Origin of the sequence: Streptomyces griseoruber, from assembly GCF_001514205.1 — a bacterium.
GTDB classification, from domain to species: domain Bacteria; phylum Actinomycetota; class Actinomycetes; order Streptomycetales; family Streptomycetaceae; genus Streptomyces; species Streptomyces griseoruber.
Genome location: NZ_KQ948764.1, coordinates 780,376 through 796,167, shown reverse-complemented (window position 1 = coordinate 796,167; position 15,792 = coordinate 780,376). Strand labels below are relative to the sequence as shown.

The 15,792-nt window shown below is 69.6% G+C and carries 14 protein-coding genes and 1 pseudogene; 4 read left to right on the top strand and 11 right to left on the bottom strand.

Annotation, left to right across the window (positions count from 1 at the left end; genetic code table 11):
• Window positions 1-40: 40 nt before the first annotated feature.
• Window positions 41-688 (top strand): DUF4360 domain-containing protein, encoded by a 648-nt coding sequence (locus AQJ64_RS07995; RefSeq protein ID WP_055636339.1) that lies wholly within the window; start codon window positions 41-43, stop codon window positions 686-688.
• 19 nt (window positions 689-707) lie between these two features.
• Here AQJ64_RS07995 and AQJ64_RS07990 read toward each other — a convergent pair whose 3' ends face one another.
• Complete coding sequence (locus AQJ64_RS07990; protein WP_055636340.1) at window positions 708-893, bottom strand: DUF397 domain-containing protein; 186 nt, start codon at window positions 891-893, stop codon at window positions 708-710.
• The gene (locus AQJ64_RS07985; RefSeq protein WP_055636352.1) at window positions 890-1,714 is read right to left on the bottom strand and encodes a helix-turn-helix domain-containing protein; all 825 of its coding nucleotides are present in this window, start codon (window positions 1,712-1,714) and stop codon (window positions 890-892) included. Before AQJ64_RS07985 ends, AQJ64_RS07990 begins: the two co-directional genes overlap by 4 nt.
• Window positions 1,715-1,840: 126 nt before the next feature.
• Between AQJ64_RS07985 and AQJ64_RS07980 the strand changes: the two genes are divergently transcribed.
• Window positions 1,841-2,377 (top strand): ATP-binding protein, encoded by a 537-nt coding sequence (locus tag AQJ64_RS07980; RefSeq protein ID WP_055636341.1) that lies wholly within the window; start codon window positions 1,841-1,843, stop codon window positions 2,375-2,377.
• 204 nt (window positions 2,378-2,581) lie between these two features.
• Window positions 2,582-2,776: pseudogene (locus AQJ64_RS07975) on the top strand (FAD-dependent oxidoreductase); the annotation flags it as partial.
• Window positions 2,777-2,801: 25 nt separating this feature from the next.
• Here the strand turns inward: AQJ64_RS07975 and AQJ64_RS07970 are convergent.
• The 9 genes from AQJ64_RS07970 to AQJ64_RS07930 all read right to left on the bottom strand — a co-directional run bounded on the left by AQJ64_RS07970 (window position 2,802) and on the right by AQJ64_RS07930 (window position 14,594).
• On the bottom strand, window positions 2,802-3,569 hold the full coding sequence (locus tag AQJ64_RS07970; RefSeq protein ID WP_055636343.1) for an intradiol ring-cleavage dioxygenase: 768 nt from the start codon (window positions 3,567-3,569) through the stop codon (window positions 2,802-2,804).
• A gap of 669 nt (window positions 3,570-4,238) precedes the next feature.
• Entirely contained in the window at window positions 4,239-5,897 is a 1,659-nt protein-coding gene (locus AQJ64_RS07965) for a pyridoxal phosphate-dependent aminotransferase (protein WP_055636344.1), read from the bottom strand.
• Window positions 5,898-6,101: 204 nt separating this feature from the next.
• The gene (locus tag AQJ64_RS07960) at window positions 6,102-7,184 is read right to left on the bottom strand and encodes an aldose epimerase family protein (RefSeq protein ID WP_167738994.1); all 1,083 of its coding nucleotides are present in this window, start codon (window positions 7,182-7,184) and stop codon (window positions 6,102-6,104) included.
• A gap of 81 nt (window positions 7,185-7,265) precedes the next feature.
• A complete protein-coding gene (mmsB, locus tag AQJ64_RS07955) occupies window positions 7,266-8,510 on the bottom strand; it encodes a multiple monosaccharide ABC transporter permease (RefSeq protein ID WP_055636345.1) in 1,245 nt (414 codons plus the stop codon).
• Window positions 8,507-10,057, bottom strand: coding sequence for a multiple monosaccharide ABC transporter ATP-binding protein (gene mmsA, locus AQJ64_RS07950; protein ID WP_055636346.1), 1,551 nt, complete (start codon window positions 10,055-10,057; stop codon window positions 8,507-8,509). The genes mmsB and mmsA overlap by 4 nt, the downstream gene beginning before the upstream one ends.
• Before the next feature lie 32 nt (window positions 10,058-10,089).
• Complete coding sequence (gene chvE, locus AQJ64_RS07945) at window positions 10,090-11,196, bottom strand: multiple monosaccharide ABC transporter substrate-binding protein (protein ID WP_055636347.1); 1,107 nt, start codon at window positions 11,194-11,196, stop codon at window positions 10,090-10,092.
• 142 nt (window positions 11,197-11,338) lie between these two features.
• A complete protein-coding gene (locus tag AQJ64_RS07940; RefSeq protein WP_055636348.1) occupies window positions 11,339-12,307 on the bottom strand; it encodes a hypothetical protein in 969 nt (322 codons plus the stop codon).
• A gap of 128 nt (window positions 12,308-12,435) precedes the next feature.
• Complete coding sequence (locus AQJ64_RS07935) at window positions 12,436-13,440, bottom strand: zinc-dependent alcohol dehydrogenase (protein WP_055636349.1); 1,005 nt, start codon at window positions 13,438-13,440, stop codon at window positions 12,436-12,438.
• Window positions 13,437-14,594 (bottom strand): mandelate racemase/muconate lactonizing enzyme family protein, encoded by a 1,158-nt coding sequence (locus AQJ64_RS07930; RefSeq protein ID WP_055636350.1) that lies wholly within the window; start codon window positions 14,592-14,594, stop codon window positions 13,437-13,439. The genes AQJ64_RS07935 and AQJ64_RS07930 overlap by 4 nt, the downstream gene beginning before the upstream one ends.
• Window positions 14,595-14,851: 257 nt before the next feature.
• Here AQJ64_RS07930 and AQJ64_RS07925 point away from each other — a divergent pair, with 257 nt between their 5' ends.
• The gene (locus AQJ64_RS07925; RefSeq protein WP_063808074.1) at window positions 14,852-15,664 is read left to right on the top strand and encodes an SCO2400 family protein; all 813 of its coding nucleotides are present in this window, start codon (window positions 14,852-14,854) and stop codon (window positions 15,662-15,664) included.
• The last annotated feature ends 128 nt before the right edge of the window (window positions 15,665-15,792 follow it).

The following is a 15,792-nucleotide window of genomic DNA, read 5'->3' as shown; positions in this document are numbered from 1 at the left end:
CGCTTCAACGAAGTGCTTCCACGAAGAGGAGAGACCCCCCATGGCAAGTGGACTGCTCCTGGGTGGCGCCGTCGCCGCCCTCGTCACCGCGGCGATGCCCGCGCACCAGCCGGGCGGGATCGCCGACCCGCCGCCGGACAAGATCGTCATCGATGTCGCCACGGTCAACGGCTCCGGCTGCCGTCCCGGTTCGGCGGCGGTCGCCGTCTCCGAGGACAACACCGCCTTCACCGTGACCTACAGCGAGTACCTCGCCCAGGTCGGCGGCAACTCCGACCCGACCGCGTTCCGCAAGAACTGCCAGCTCAGCCTGATCGTCCATGTCCCGCAGGGCTTCACGTACGCCATCGCCCAGGCGGACTACCGCGGCTTCGCCTCGCTCCAGTCGGGTGCGAACGCCGTGCAGCGGGCGTCGTACTACTTCCAGGGTTCGTCGCAGACGGTGTTCAAGAACCACACCTTCAACGGCGCGCTCAACGACAACTGGCAGGCGACCGACATCACGGACTGGGCGAACCTCGTCTACGCCCCGTGCGGAGTCCAGCGCAACTTCAACATCAACACCGAGCTGCGCGTGAACGCGGGCAGTTCCTCGCCGTCCAAGGTCAGCTTCATGACGATGGACTCGACCGACGGTGACATCAACACCGTCTACCACATGGCGTGGAAGGAGTGCCCCGCCAAGTGAGCCGGCGCTGACCCTCGGGTCACCTCCCCGCGTGGGCCACGAACTCGGCCCACGCGGTGGGGGAGAGGGTGAGATGGGGGCCGCCTGTCCTGTCCTTGGAGTCGCGGACGAGGATCTGGTGGGGGCGGGTGGCGACCTCTACGCAGTCGCCGGAGCCGCTGCTGCTGTAGCTGCTCTTGAACCAAGCCAGTTCGGGCGTGCTCATAGGTCTCCTCGCATCCGTTGCAACAGGCTCGCTGAGTCCTCGGCAGGAAGGGCCTGTGAACGCATCGTGGCATACCGGCTATGGAGCACGCTGATCGCTTTCGGGTCGGAAAGGAGCTGTCCGCTCTCGGGCGCCTCCATGTAGGCGAACCACTTGTTCTTAGAGGTCTCCAGCAACTGCATCGGTCCGTGCAGCCCGGCGTGTGAACGCCTGACCAGCGGCATGATCTGGATCGCGATGTTCCGTAACTTCCCGATCTCCAGCAGGTGGTTGATCGCTCCGAGGGTGACCTCCGGCCCGCCGGTCTGGCGCAGCAGCACCTGCTCCTCGATGATGAAGCTGAAGCTTGTGTTCGGCCGTTCCCGAAGCAACCGCTGACGCTCGGCCCGCGCCGCCCAGTTGGCCTCGATCTCGTCGTCGGTCAGCGGTGGCAGCTCGTCGATGAACAACTGCCGTGCGTACGCCTCCGTCTGCAACAGCCCCGGGATCATCCGGCACTCGTAGGTGTAGAGGGTGATCGCCGTCTTCTCCAGTCGAGCCCACCGCCGGAACCATGCCGCAAGCCCCGGCTGCCGCTCCAGGAACCCCGCCGCCCGCCTCAACGCCCCCGTGTTCCCCAGGGCCAGCTCCGCCGCCTCCACGAAATCCTCGTCCGGCATCCGCCTCCCCAGTTCCACCGAGGCCACCGTGTGTTTGGAGAAGCCCACGACGTCGCCGAGTTCCTCCCTGCTCAGCCCGTGATGCTCCCGCAGGCCCTGGACGACCGCCCCGAACGTCCGCAGACTGTCCGAGGACTCCGGCTCACCGCTCTCGACCGCCATGGTCACCTCCCGCACCCATGGTTACGGCGAGTCACCAGTACTGTCCACTGCGTAGGCGCGTACGCTCGCGCGGCGTACGCGCCTCCCACCTGGCGTGCCGGGTGCCGGGCCCGACACATTGGCGCCATGACAGTCCGCCCCACCCCCCAACCCCCGGTCACCGTACGTGTGTTCACCCAGCGCTTCAGTGCGACGCCCCGGGGTGCCCGCCTGGCGAGGCGCCTCGCGCTGCACCAGCTCGACACCTGGGGGATCCCGCACGGAACCGAGGCTTCCGACACGGTTGCGCTGATCGTCGCCGAGCTGGCCGCGAACGCCGTGACCCACGGCCGGGTGCCCGGCCGGGACTTCGAGCTGTGCCTGTCCCTGGTGACCGGAAGCGTCCGCATCGAGGTGAGCGACACACACGCAGGGGTCCGTCCGCCCGGACCCCGGGCCGTGCGCGCCCCGGGGCCGCTCGACGACGCCGGGCGCGGGCTGTACCTCGTGGACGCCCTCGCCGCCCGGTGGGAGGTGGTGGACCGGGAGCCGCCGCCGGGGAAGACCGTGCGCGCCGAGGTGGACGTCCTCAACTGGCTCTCCCTGGCCGGGCGGACGTTCCTCAGCGCAGCGCCGAGGCCACCAGTCCCCGGACCTCCTCCGCCGCCACCGCCCCGCCGTTGACCAGCCGGTCGAAGACCAGCCCGTCCACCTTGCCTTCGGGCAGGGTGCCCGGTCCTTCAGGGCCGGGGTGAATGCCCGCTCCCGCGGAGCGGGGCAGGGGAGCCGAATCGCCGTCGGGGCGATTCGGTGTCACCGTGCACGAGGCTGAGGACGCCCTGTGGCTGGGGTTACCTCGGAACGCAGGGCGTGTCGGTCCCCCGACGCCGCTACGACGCCGAACGCCGACGCCGCACCCGGTCCGTGGCCCGTGCCGCCCGCCAGGCCGGCCGGATGGGACACGGGCTCACCCATCCCCTCGCCGCGGCGCTGCGGGATGCGGCCCTGCGGCTGGCCCCCTCCGGGATCACGCTCCGCGCGGCCCTCCGGCACGCGGACTGGGCGCCACCGCGGTTGCGATGACGCCCAGCCGGAAGACAGACGAGGCTCAGCTGTCGACACCCAGGGTCAGCGTCGCCGAGTACCCGGAGGACGTCGAGCTCCCGAGGGCGGTCAGCGTCATCAGACCGGAGGAGGCGCCTGCGTCGTCGTAGATGGAGTCCTGCGCGAGGGTGGTGCGGGTGACCGTGTTGGTCGAGTACGGCGAGACCTTCGCGACGGCGGTCGTGATGGTCTCGTCGATGAAGAGCTGGCCGGTGTGCAGCTCGTTGCCGCCGCTGAAGTGCCCGTCGGAGGAGACCGTGACACCGGTGGCGACCTTGACGTGGATGTGGACGCAGCGGCCGCGGTACCAGCCGGGGTAGATCGTGGTGATCGAGGCGAGCCCGCTGGAGTTGGTGAGCACACCGCCGCGCAGGAAGGTGCCGTCGTCCGGCTCGCTGTGGCCGTTGTTGCCGACGTAACCGGAGTACTCGCCGAGGGCGTCGGCGTGCCAGATCTCCACCAGGGCGTTGCTGAGGGGGGCGCAGCTGCCGGCGTCGACCACGGTCAGGGCCAGCTTCAGCGGGATGCCGGCCTTGCCCTCGGTGACGTCGGAACGGACGTACTGTCCGTCGAGGTAGTAGGGGCCTTCGGTCATCTCCTTGGTGAGGGTGCAGACGGCCGCGGCGGCGACGGGAGCGGTGTCGTCCGCCGTGACGGTGGGGGCTTCGGTCGACGCGGCGGCGCCCACGGCGAGGGTGGCGGCGGTGGCGCCCGTCGCCACGAGCACCGTGCGGCGTCCGATGGGGCTGCGAGTTTCCGAGGTGTCTGTCATGAGCACGGCACCGTAGGAGCGGTTTCTGTCGGGACGCTGTCAGACCGGTAAAGTGAACATCCGTCAAGTTACTTGCAAGGCAAAGTGTCGACACGGTGGTCACCGGTAGCCAAGACGTGGTGCGAGACGGGCGGGAAGAGGCGACAAGCGACATCCGCCGTGATCCCGACTCGGGCCGATCACACCGGAGGCGCACACCAGCTGTCCGCGGGGGAGAAGCGATGCAGGTACGGATCGGGATCGTGGAGCGGGATCAGGGTCGAGTATCCGGCGGCCGCCCACCCCGGGGCCTCGCCGAAGCCGGCCGAGCGTGAGGAGGGCCCCGGCCGGGTGCTCCGGGACCTGGTGGCCGACGCGGACAGTCAGTCGTCGGGCCTGGGCGGCACCGACCTGGCGGACGGGGAGACGATCTCGGCGTACGACTCGGCCCTGACCGCGATCACGGCCATTCAAGGCGGTTCAGGTGGTGGTGCTGGATCCGGTCAAGAAGGCACCCCGACTGGTCACCACTGCCTGGCCCGGAGCCGATCGCTCGGAGAGGGCGAGCTGCGCCCGACCCCTGCGCTTTCAGGGGCGCGGGGCTGTGCGGCTCCGCCGCGACCAGCCCCGCGAAAAACGCACCCGGCTGCGCCCCCCCGCACCCCGAACGGTGACTATCCGACTACCCGACTACCCGGCCTGCCCCATCCCGGCGGCATTCGGCCACGACTGCGCGTTCGGCTGGGCGTTGGGCCACCCGGTGGCCGCCGCGGGCGTCAGCCCGTTGGTCCCCCGCACCTGCGCGGCGGTGAGCCCGCCGCGAGCGGGGACCCCGGGCGGAGTCGGGGCGGGAGCCGGCGCCGGCGCCGGGGCCATCGGCGCCTGCATGGCCGGAGCCATCATCGGCGCGGGCGCCTGCATGGGCGCCTGCATGGGCGCGGGGATCGGCGCCGGGGCCGGAGCGGCCGCGGGCACAGGCTGGGGGAAGACCTGTGCGGCAGCCGGCAACGGCATCCCGGCGCCGTTGGACGGGGCGGCCTGCGCCATCGCGGGCGCCTGCATGGGCAGGCCCGCGGCGGCCGGCGCCGGGACCAGTCCCGGCATGCCCATGGCCTGAGCGGCGAGGCCCTGCATGCCCGCCCCGTTGGTCGCCTCGACCAGCAGCCGGTCCACGGCGGCCGTGCCCGAGCTGTAGCTGATTCCGGGGCTCAGCTCGGGCACGGGGGCTCCCCGCCTGGTCCCGTAGAGCACCTGTTCCAGGCCGGACACCAGGCGACGCACATCCACCTGGGGGCGCACCACGAGCCGCGCGAAGCGGCTGGAGGAGCCGATCTTGTTGCCGCACTCACGGATCAGAATGCGGTGCTCGGTGAGCAGCCGGTCCCGCACGACCGTGCCCTCGGCGCCGACGGGGAGGCGCACGAAGAGGAAGTTGCCCTGGGAGGGGTAGACGGTGAGACCGGGCAGGGCGGAGAGCTGGCTCGCCATGTCGAGGCGGTCCCGGCGCACCTGCATCAGGCTCTGCATGTACTCGGGGCCGTGCTCCTTGAGCATGAAGACCACGTACTCGGCGAAGGCGTTGAGGTTCCACTTCGGCAGCATCGAGCGGACCTTGCCGGCCAGGGAGGGGTTGGCGACCATGTAGCCGAACCGGATGCCGTGCAGACCGAAGTTCTTGCCGAGACTGCGCAGGACGATGACGTTCGGGCGGATCATCGCCTCCTGCACGACGCTGGGCTCCTGCTCCGCGTCGGCGAACTCCAGGAACGACTCGTCGATGATGATCAGGTCGAGGTCGGCCATCGCGTCCATGAACTGCACGAGGGCGTGCTTGTGCAGGAAGCCGCCGTCGGGGTTGTTCGGGTTGCAGATGACCGCGGCCCGGGTCCCGCGGGTGCGGATGAAGTCGGCGTACTGCGCGAGGTCGAGGGCGAAGCCGCTGGACTCCTGGAGCGGGAACATGTCGACCCGCTTGCCGGTCTCCATCGGCTGGTCGGTCCAGCGGCCGAAGGTGGGCACGGGGACGGCGACGGACTCACGGATCAGCAGATGGTCGATCCAGGTGATCAGCTCGGTGGAGCCGTTGCCCATCGCGACGGCGGACGGGGGCAGCTGGAGGAGGTTGCACAGCTCGGCGGTGATCGTGTCGGCGCTGCTGGGGTAGTAGGTGACGATGTCCCGCAGTTTGGCGGACATGGTGTCCATCATGGCCGGCGTGGGGAAATAGGGGTTGCAGGGGATACAGAAGTCGACCGGACCCGTCCCGTCGCCGCCTTCTCGTGTCAGCGCCGCCATCGACGGGCTGTGAGCCGCCGTACTGCGGAACAACGAGGTGACGTTGTCGGCCATGGAACCTCCGTAGGGGGCGGGCCCGCTGGGGACGACCGGGCCCGTCGTCTGGGTGGCCCGCGCGGGGGAGCACGGGCCACCGGTACATACGTGGATGTGAGTCATCCCGTTCAACCGATGTGAAAAAAATGTGAGTTGCGGAACCGGGAACCCAGGTTTCGCATCCGCGTTCCCGGATCAAAAGGCCGGGGCCGGGCCGGGGCTCTACACCCCGAAGGTGTGCACCGTCGTCGAGCGGTAGGTCTCCCCGGGGCGCAGGGTCGTCGACGGGAACGACGGCCGGTTCGGGGAGTCCGGGAAGTGCTGGGTCTCCAGGCAGAGCGCGTCGCCCTGACGGTAGACCCGGCCGCCCGGGCCGGTCAGGGTGCCGTCGAGGAAGTTGCCGGAGTAGAACTGGAGCCCCGGCTCGGTCGTGGCGACGCCCAGGGTGCGGCCCGAGGCCGGGTCGCGCAGGAACGCCACCGGGACGGGCTCCTCGGTGACGCCCTTGTCGAGGACCCAGTTGTGGTCGTAGCCCTGGCCGTGCAGCAGCTGCGGGTCGGCGACCCGCAGGTCCCGGCCGATCTCCTTGGCCGTGCGGAAGTCGAAGGGGGTGTCCGTGACCTCGGCCAGCTCGCCCGTGGGGATCAGTCCGGGGCCGACCGGGGTGTAGCGGGCGGCGGCGATCGACAGCTCATGTGCCGCGACGGAGCCGCTGCCCTCGCCGGCCAGGTTCCAGTAGACGTGGTTCGTGAGGTTGACCACCGTCGGGCGGTCGGTGGTGGCCTCGTAGTCGATCCGCCAGCCGCCGTCCGCGGTGAGGGTGTACGTCACCCGGACCGCGAGCGTGCCGGGATGGCCCATCTCGCCGTCGGGGCTCGTCCGGGACAGCCGCAGGCCGACGTCCGGGCCCTGCGCGAAGGGCTCCACGTCCCAGACCCGGCGGTCGAAGCCCTCCGCCCCGCCGTGCAGACTGTTCGGCCCGTCGTTGACGTCGGCCTGGTGGGTCTCGCCGTCGAGGGTGTAGCGGCCCGCGCCGAGCCGGTTGCCGTAGCGGCCGATCAGCGCGCCGAAGTACGGGGTCTTCTCGACGTACTCCTCGAGGGTGCCGAACCCGAGGCTGACGTTCGCGAGGCGGCCCTCGCGGTCGGGGATCTCCAGGGACCGCACGATCCCGCCGTAGTCGAGGACCCGCAGCCGGGTCCCGCCGTTCTCCAGCGCCCAGCTGTGGATCGGCGTGCCGTCGGCCAGCTTGCCGAAGAGCGACTGCACCGGCATTTCGCCTCCCTGTTCATGGTCCCTGTTCATGGTCCCCGCTCCTGGTCCCCGCTCATGGGAAGGGCCCCGCCGCACGGCGGGGCCCGATCCGGTCTGCTCGGTCGATCCGGTCTACGAACCGGACTTGCGCTTGTTCCAGACGTCGAAGCCGACCGCGAGCAGCAGGGCGAGGCCCTTGATGACCTGCTGCCAGTCGGTGCCGACGCTCAGGAGGTTCATGCCGTTGTTCAGGACACCGAGGACGAGACCACCGATGATCGCGCCGAGGACGGTGCCGACACCGCCGCTCATCGACGCGCCGCCGATGAACGACGAGGCGATCGCCTCCAGTTCGAAGTTCAGGCCCGCCTTCGGCGAGGCCGCGTTCAGCCGGGCCGCGACCACGAGACCCGCCAGCGCCGCGAGCACGCCCATGTTCAGGAAGACGTAGAAGGTGACCTTCTTGTCCTTGACGCCGGACAGCTTGGCCGCCGGCAGGTTGCCGCCGATCGCGTAGATGTGCCGGCCGAAGACCGCGTTGCGCATGACATAGCCGTAGCCGACCACCAGCAGGCCCAGGATCAGCAGCACGATGGGCGCGCCCTTGTAGCTGGCGAGCAGCATGGTGACCGTGAGGACCGCGGCGACGACCGCGACGAGCTTGAGCAGGAAGAGGTTGCGGGGCGCCACGTCGAGCGAGAACTCCTGCTGGCGCTTGCGGTCGCGGATCTCCTGGAGGACCACGAAGACCAGCAGGGCGAGGCCGAGCAGCAGCGTGAGGTTGTGGTAGTTCGTCTTCGGTCCGACCTCCGGCAGGAAGCCGTTGCCCATCTTCTGCAGGCCGTCCGGGAACGGGCCGAGGGTCTGGCCCTTCAGCAGGATCTCCGTCAGACCGCGGAAGAGCAGCATGCCGGCGAGGGTGACGATGAAGGACGGTATGCCGAGATAGGCGACCAGGAAGCCCTGTACCGAGCCCGCCACCGCGCCCACGACCAGGCACAGCAGCAGGGCGAGGGGCCACGCCATGCTGTGCTGCACCATCAGGACGGCCGCGAAGGCGCCCACGAACGCGGTCAGTGAACCGACCGACAGGTCGATGTGGCCCGCGATGATCACCAGCATCATGCCGATCGCGAGGATCAGGATGTAGCTGTTCTGCAGCACCAGGTTGGAGACGTTGCGCGGCAGCAGCAGGTCACCGCCGGTCCAGATCTGGAACAGGACGACGATCAGACCGAGCGCGATCAGCATGCCGTACTGGCGCATGTTGCGGCGCAGACCGCCCAGCACCAGCTGGAGCAGGTTGCCGTCGGACGATCCGCCGCTCTTGCCGGGCGGCGCGGCGGCCGGGACCTTGTCCGTGACTTCGGTGCTCATCGCGTTACCTCTTTGTCCTTCGTCATCTGACGCATCAGCACTTCCTGCGTGGCCTCGGCCCGCGGGACCTCGCCCGTGAGCCGCCCGGCGGCCATGGTGTAGATGCGGTCGCACATACCGAGCAGTTCGGGCAGCTCGGAGGAGATGAAGACGACCGCCTTGCCCTGGGCGGCCAGCTGGTCGATGACCGTGTAGATCTCGTACTTGGCGCCGACGTCGATGCCGCGCGTGGGCTCGTCCAGGATCAGCACGTCCGGACCCGCGAAGATCCACTTGCTGAGGACGACCTTCTGCTGGTTGCCGCCGGACAGCTTGCCCACCGGCTCGAAGACGGTCGGCGCCTTGATGTTCATCGTCTTGCGGTAGCCCTCGGAGACCTGCCGCTCCTCGTGCTCGTCGACGATGCCCCGCTTGGCCACCTTGTTCAGGGCGGTCAGCGAGATGTTGCGGTTGATGGTGTCGATGAGGTTCAGGCCGTAGTGCTTGCGGTCCTCGGTGACGTACGCGATGCCGTGGTCGACCGCCTCCGCGACGGTCTTCGTACGGATCTCCTTGCCGTCCTTGAGGACCGTGCCGCCCGTGTACCGGCCGTAGGTCCGTCCGAAGACGCTCATCGCGAGTTCGGTGCGGCCGGCGCCCATCAGGCCCGCGATGCCGACGATCTCCCCGCGCCGCACCTGGATCGACACGTCGTCGACGACCTTGCGCTGCTGGTCGATCGGGTGGTGCACGGTCCAGTTGCGGATCTCCAGGGCGGGAGCCGCGTCGACCTCCGCCTCGTGCGGGGTGCGCTCGGGGAAGCGGTGGTCGAGGTCGCGGCCGACCATGCCGCTGATGATCCGGTCCTCGGTCGTCTCCGCCGACCTCACGTCGAGGGTCTCGATGGACCGGCCGTCACGGATGATCGTCACCGAGTCGGCGACCTTGCGGATCTCGTTGAGCTTGTGGGAGATGATGATCGAGGTGATGCCCTGCTTCTTCAGCTCCAGGATGAGGTTGAGGAGCTTGTCGCTGTCCTCGTCGTTGAGCGCCGCCGTCGGCTCGTCGAGGATGAGCAGCTTCACCTTCTTGGACAGCGCCTTCGCGATCTCCACGAGCTGCTGCTTGCCCACGCCGATGTCGGCGACGCGGGTCTCCGGGTGGTCGTCGAGACCGACCCGGCGCAGCAGCTCGCTGGCGTGCCGCAGGGTCTCCCGCCAGTCGATGAACCCGCCCTTGGCGTGTTCGTTGCCGAGGAAGATGTTCTCCGCGAGGGAGAGGTAGGGCGACAGCGCCAGTTCCTGGTGGATGATGACGATGCCGCGGTGCTCGCTCGCCCGGATGTCCTTGAACGAACAGACCTCTCCGTCGAAGAGGATCTCGCCCTCGTAGCTGCCGTGCGGATGGACGCCGGAGAGCACCTTCATCAAGGTGGACTTGCCGGCGCCGTTCTCACCGCAGATGGCGTGGACCTCGCCCTGGCGGACGGTCAGTGTGACGTCCGACAGCGCTTTCACACCGGGAAAGGTCTTGACGATCGAGCGCATTTCCAGGACGGGTCCCGCCATGGTCGTGCCTTCCAATCAGTAGGTGCCGGTGGTTACTTGAGCTCGTCGGCGGTGTAGTAGCCGCCGTCCACCAGAACCTTCTCGTAGTTGGTCTTGTCGACGCTCACCGGCTGGAGCAGGTAGGCCGGGACGACCTTCGAGCCGTTGTCGTAGGTCTTGGTGTCGTTGGTCTCCGGCTTCTTGCCGTTGAGGACCGCGTCCACCATGTTCGCGGCGACCTTGGCCAGCTCACGGGTGTCCTTGTAGACGGTCTGCGTCTGCTCGCCCGCGATGATCGACTTCACCGAGGCCAGCTCGGCGTCCTGGCCGGTGAGGACCGGCAGCGGCTTGCTCTTGGAGCCGTAGTCGTCCGACTTCAGCGCCGACAGGATGCCGATCGAGATGCCGTCGTACGGCGAGAGGACCGCGTCGACCTTCTTGCTCGTGTAGGCCTTGGTCAGGATGTCGTCCATGCGCTTCTGGGCGGTGGCGCCGTCCCAGCGCAGGGTGGTGACCTGGGTGAGCTGGGTGTCGCCGGACTGGACGACCAGCTTCTTCTTGTCGATGTACGGCTGGAGCACGCTCATCGCGCCGTTGAAGAAGTACTTGGTGTTGTTGTCGTCGTTGGAGCCGGCGAACAGCTCGATGTTGAACGGGCCCTTGCCGCTGGCCAGGCCGAGCTTGTCGACGATGTAGTTGGCCTGGAGCTCGCCGACCTTGGTGTTGTCGAACGACGCGTAGTAGTCGACGTTCGGCGTGCCGAGGATCAGGCGGTCGTACGCGATGACCGGGATGTCCGCGTCCTTGGCCTGCTGGAGGACGTTGTTCAGGGACTTGTTGTCGATCGCGGCGACGATCAGCGCCTTGACGCCCTGGGTGATCAGGTTCTCGATCTGGGAGACCTGCTGGTCGGGGTCGTCCTCGCCGTAGACCAGCTTGGTCTTGTAGCCCGCGGACTGGAGGTTCTTCACGACGTTGTTGCCGTCGGCGATCCAGCGCTCGGAGGACTTGGTCGGCATCGCGATGCCGATCGTGCCGCCCTTGGCGCTGCCCTTCTCCTCCTTGCTGCCACCCTCGCTGTTCTGGCCACAGGCGCTGAGCGTGAGGGCGAGGGAAGCGGCTCCGGCTATGGCGGCGAGTGCGGCTCTGCGGTTACGCATGGTCATCATCCTTGATGTGTGTGCAGGGCTCGGTCCCGCGGTGCGAGGACGCCCTGGAGGGACGCCGTGAAAAGACCGAGAAGGAGGTGTGTGGGATTCTGCGCGCCTGTGTCGGCTTGTGTGAAGCGAGGTTTCCGGAACGTTATGACCGGGCGTCAAACCTGTTCAGTTCGCCAGGCAGGCGGGAGCCCAGCGGGGCCATGTCACCGTCCGCTCCATGCCGCGCGAGCAGGTCGAGCGCGAGCCGGCCGCGCCGGACCCGCTCCCGGGCGGTGGACAGGGTCAGATCCCTCATGTGGTGGCCGTAAGGGTAGATCCCCGGGGCCTTGGACAGACCGAACTTCAGATACAGAGGTGCGCCGCGCCGGATCAGCTCGGCCACTTCGTACATCCGGATGTACCCGCCGAGGTCGTCGGGTGCCTCGATGTACATGTCCATCGGGGCACCGGAGACCCGGCGGATCTCGGTCAGGTGGTCCAGCGTGAGATCGCTGGGCACATTCACGGAGTCGGCGCCGAGCCGCTCGTAGACGGCGTACGAGGCCGGGTTCACGGGGCCGATCAGCGCCGACACCTTCAGCGTGGTGTCGGCCGGGATGATGCCGGCCGTACGGGCCTGGTGCAGCGTCCACAGCACGCCCTCGTCGGCGACGAGCAGGCACTTGACGCCCAGCTCGGTGGCGCGGACCGCGTCCTCGACACAGCCGGCTACGGCGTCGTGGCCGCGGGCGCGCAAGCCCCCGCCGCGCGAGTCGGTCCGGGTGGAGCCGCCGATGTCCCAGGTGCCGCGCGGACCGGTGAACAGGCAGAGCTCGATGTCCCGCTCGTTCGTCGCGTCGACCATCTCGGTGATCTCGGCGTCGGTCAGCATCCACACACCGCTGCCCTGGCTGATGCGGTGGATCGGCACGTCGAGCCGCGAGGCCTCCTTCAGGATGACGGCCAGCGCCTCGGGACCCTCGCACGAAGGGACCTCGGTGCGCCAGCGGCCGCCGCCGGGGAAGGAGTGCGGCGAGGAGTCGGCGGGGTCGAGGGCGGGTGCGCCCAGGCCGAGTGCGGCGAGCGCCTGCTCACCGGGTCGACGGGCTGCCGGGGCGGAAGCGTCGGTCACAAGGTGTCCTTAGTGTTCGATATTTCGGACGAGGTTCGCGGCTCAGGGCGCGGGTGGGTCTGGATGTACGCCGGTGCGGGGACCGTCAGGTCGCCCCCGCACCGGCGTACGGCGTGAGGGGCCTGCCGCTACGGCTTGAGCAGCACCTTGCCCACCTTCGGGTCGCCGGATCCCACCAGCTCGATGGCCTCGGGGAACTCGGCCAGCGGCAGTTCGTGCGTGACCAGCGGCAGCGGGTCCAGCAGCCCGGCCCCGAACACCCGCACCGTGTGCGACCAGGCGTCCGGCGGTGCCCCGAAGACGGTGTGCACCTCCAGCTGCCGTACGACGAGATCCGTCGGGTCGAGACCGTCGGCACCCGCGGCAGGAATGCCCGTGAGGACCAGCCGTCCGCCCCTGCGGAGCAGCGAGGCGGCCGTTCGGGCAGCGCTCGCGGACCCGGCGGTCTCGATCACGACGTCGAAGTCGTCGGGGAGCTCCTGGTCCTTGGTGCGGAAGTCGGTCGCCCCGAACCGCCGTGACAGCGTTTCCCTGTCGTCGCGGGTGCCCACCACCAGCAGCTCCGCCGGCGAGCCCGCCTTCAGGAACTGCACCGCGAACATGCCCAGCGTCCCGGTGCCCACCACGGCCACCTTCTCGCCCGGCAGCGCCCGCGCCTTGATGGCGGCGGCCGCGATGCACGCGGCGGGCTCCAGCAGGGCGGCGGCCGTGAGATCGGCGTCCTCGGACAGTACGTGCAGCAGCCGCGCCGGGAGGGTGAGGGTGGTGGCCATCGCCCCCGGCTGGGTGAAGCCGGTCTCCTCGTACCCGTCCGTGCACAGCGTCGTCTCGCCCGCGTGGCAGCGGTCGCAGACCTGGCAGTTGCGGAAGCCCTCGCCCACCACCTTCCGGCCGACCAGGCCCGCGGGCACCCCGGCGCCCACGGCCTGCACGGTCCCGGACCACTCGTGGCCGGGGGTCAGCGGGTAGCGGACGTACCCCTCGGGCCGGTTGCCCTGGTACACCTCGCGGTCGCTGCCGCAGATGCCCACCGCGTGGACCCGGACCAGGGCCTCGCCCGGGCCCGGCTCACGCGGTGTGTGCGCGGTGAGCCGGTGCTCGCCGGGCGCCTCGATGACGACCTCGGTGCTCACTTCGTGCCCTTCGGCTTCCGCTGCTCCCAGCCCTCGGCCCACAGGTCGAAGCGGGCCTGCTGCTGCGGGAACTCGGCGGCGGCGTCCACGTCCAGCTCCACACCGAGACCCGGCGCGTCGGAGAGGTGGAAGTAGCCGTCGACGACCTCGGGCGCGCCCTTGACGACCTTCTTGATCTCCGCGTCGGCGAAGTCGTTGAAGTGCTCGAGGATCTTGAAGTTGGGGGAGGTGAAGCCGACCTGGAGGGAGGCGGCGGTCAGCACCGGGCCACCGACGTTGTGCGGGGCGACGAGCACGTAGTGCGTCTCCGCCGTGGCGGCGAGCTTGCGGGTCTCCCAGATGCCGCCGATGTGGCCGACGTCCGGCTGGATGATGTCCACGGCCTGGCTCTCGAAGAGCTCGCGGAACTCGATGCGGTCGTGGATGCGCTCACCCGTGGCGACCGGGATGTCGACCTTGGCGGCGACCTTCTCCAGCGCCTTCAGGTTCTCCGGCGGGCAGGGCTCCTCCAGCCACGCGGGCTTGAAGGGGGCCAGTTCCCTGGCCAGCCGCACGGCGGTGGCGGGGGAGAAGCGGCCGTGCATCTCCAGCATCAGCTCGGCGTCCGGCCCGATGGCGTCGCGCACGGCCTCGATGAGGGAGACGGCGTACAGGCTCTGCTCGTGGTCGAGCTCGAAGTGCCCGGTGCCGAAGGGGTCGATCTTGAGCGCCTTGTAACCGCGCTCGATGACCCCCTGGGCGGCCTTGTGGTAGGCCTCCGGGGTGCGCTCGGTGGTGTACCAGCCGTTGGCGTACGCCTTGACCTTGTCGGTGACCTTGCCGCCGAGCAGCTGCCACACCGGGACGCCGAGGGCCTTGCCCTTGATGTCCCAGCAGGCCATCTCGACGACGGCGATGCCGGACATCACGATCTCGCCGGCCCGGCCGTAGTCGCCGTACTTCATCCGGCGGGTGAGGTCCTCGACAGCGAACGGGTCGGAGCCGAGAATGTGGTTCTGCTCGGCTTCTCTCAGGTAGCCGATCAGCGCGTCGGTGTGGCCCAGCATGCGGGTCTCGCCGACACCCGTGATGCCCTCGTCGGTGTGCACCAGGACGTAGGTCAGGTTGCGCCACGGCGTCCCGACCACGTGCGTGCTGATTCCGGTGATGCGCACGGAAGTTACCCTTCGGCTGTTCGAGATTTCGTCACATGTTCGAAATGCTGGGCAGACAGTAAGGACGGCGCGAGGGGAGTGTCAATGGGTCGAACAGGTAACGGTTTGACGGCTTCGATGCCCCTTTCGCCATCGAAGGGTGTCGGAGGTGTGTGACAGCTCACCCGGGCCGCCGCACCGGTATGGCCGGTTTCCCACACAACTTTCACAGGCGAGCCTGGGAACGTGACCGCCCGGGAACCTAGTCTTCCCGCGTCATGGACTACTGCCACCCGTGCCGACGGCACCTCAACGGCGCCCTCACCTGCCCGGGGTGCGGCGCATCTGCTGATCCGCTACGCGCGTATCCCCGGGACGTGTACACCCCGGAGCCGCGGCCCGGCGCGTCCGACGGGCCCGGCGATCATGACACGCCCGGCGGGGGCGGCCATGTCGGCCACGAGGCCCAGGGTGACGGCCGGGAAGCCCCTGAGGCCGACGGCGACGAGTCGCGGGGGCGGGCCGCGCGTCGGCGTGGCCAGGGCAGGGGTGGTCGCAGGGGTGGCGGGGACGCGGCGGGCGCGGGTCCGGCCGACGCCTCGGACGCGAGCCGGCGGGACCGCAAGGCGGCCGTCCACCGCAGACGCCGCAGACGCGCGGTGCTGATCACCGCCGGTTTCGTGCTGGCGGCGGGCGGGCTGAGCCTCGCCGAACTCGGCGTGGACGCGCCGGGGTTCTCCTCCAGGACGAACCCGGCGGCGGCCGGCGGCGAGTCCTCCGAGGTGGACGACTCGGCGGCGGAACCGAGCACGTCCGCACAGCCGTTGGACGACCGGAAGGGCGCGGGCAAGGACGAGACCTCGGCGTCTCCCAGCGCGTCCGCGTCCCCGTCGGCCTCGGACTCCCCGGACGCGGAGGACGCGAGCCGAACCCCGGACAAGGAAGCCCAGTCGGCGACCGTCCCCGGCTCCTCCTCCGGCGCGACGGCCCCCTCCGGCTCCACCCCGACCGCGGCCCCGACGACCTCGGACCCGTCCCCCGACCCCTCCCCCTCGGAAACCTGCACCCGCTTCCTGTGGTGGTGCTCCTAGGGCCGGTCGTCTGGATCGGGCCGCAGGCGCGGGGTGCCTCCCTCCGGCCCGACCGCCCGGCAGGCCCCGTCCATCCGGCAGCGACCGGAACTCACCCCCTCCGAGCCCCCTCCGAATGGCTCAACTTC

What these genes read in the sequence shown, in the direction of transcription:
- AQJ64_RS07995 (WP_055636339.1), top strand. Translation starts at nt 41, where the DNA reads ATGGCAAGTGGACTGCTCCTGGGTGGCGCCGTCGCCGCCCTCGTCACC.
- AQJ64_RS07990 (WP_055636340.1), bottom strand. Translation starts at nt 893, where the DNA reads ATGAGCACGCCCGAACTGGCTTGGTTCAAGAGCAGCTACAGCAGCAGC.
- AQJ64_RS07985 (WP_055636352.1), bottom strand. Translation starts at nt 1,714, where the DNA reads ATGGCGGTCGAGAGCGGTGAGCCGGAGTCCTCGGACAGTCTGCGGACG.
- AQJ64_RS07980 (WP_055636341.1), top strand. Translation starts at nt 1,841, where the DNA reads ATGACAGTCCGCCCCACCCCCCAACCCCCGGTCACCGTACGTGTGTTC.
- AQJ64_RS07970 (WP_055636343.1), bottom strand. Translation starts at nt 3,569, where the DNA reads ATGACAGACACCTCGGAAACTCGCAGCCCCATCGGACGCCGCACGGTG.
- AQJ64_RS07965 (WP_055636344.1), bottom strand. Translation starts at nt 5,897, where the DNA reads ATGGCCGACAACGTCACCTCGTTGTTCCGCAGTACGGCGGCTCACAGC.
- AQJ64_RS07960 (WP_167738994.1), bottom strand. Translation starts at nt 7,184, where the DNA reads ATGAACAGGGACCATGAACAGGGAGGCGAAATGCCGGTGCAGTCGCTC.
- mmsB (WP_055636345.1), bottom strand. Translation starts at nt 8,510, where the DNA reads ATGAGCACCGAAGTCACGGACAAGGTCCCGGCCGCCGCGCCGCCCGGC.
- mmsA (WP_055636346.1), bottom strand. Translation starts at nt 10,057, where the DNA reads ATGGCGGGACCCGTCCTGGAAATGCGCTCGATCGTCAAGACCTTTCCC.
- chvE (WP_055636347.1), bottom strand. Translation starts at nt 11,196, where the DNA reads ATGCGTAACCGCAGAGCCGCACTCGCCGCCATAGCCGGAGCCGCTTCC.
- AQJ64_RS07925 (WP_063808074.1), top strand. Translation starts at nt 14,852, where the DNA reads ATGGACTACTGCCACCCGTGCCGACGGCACCTCAACGGCGCCCTCACC.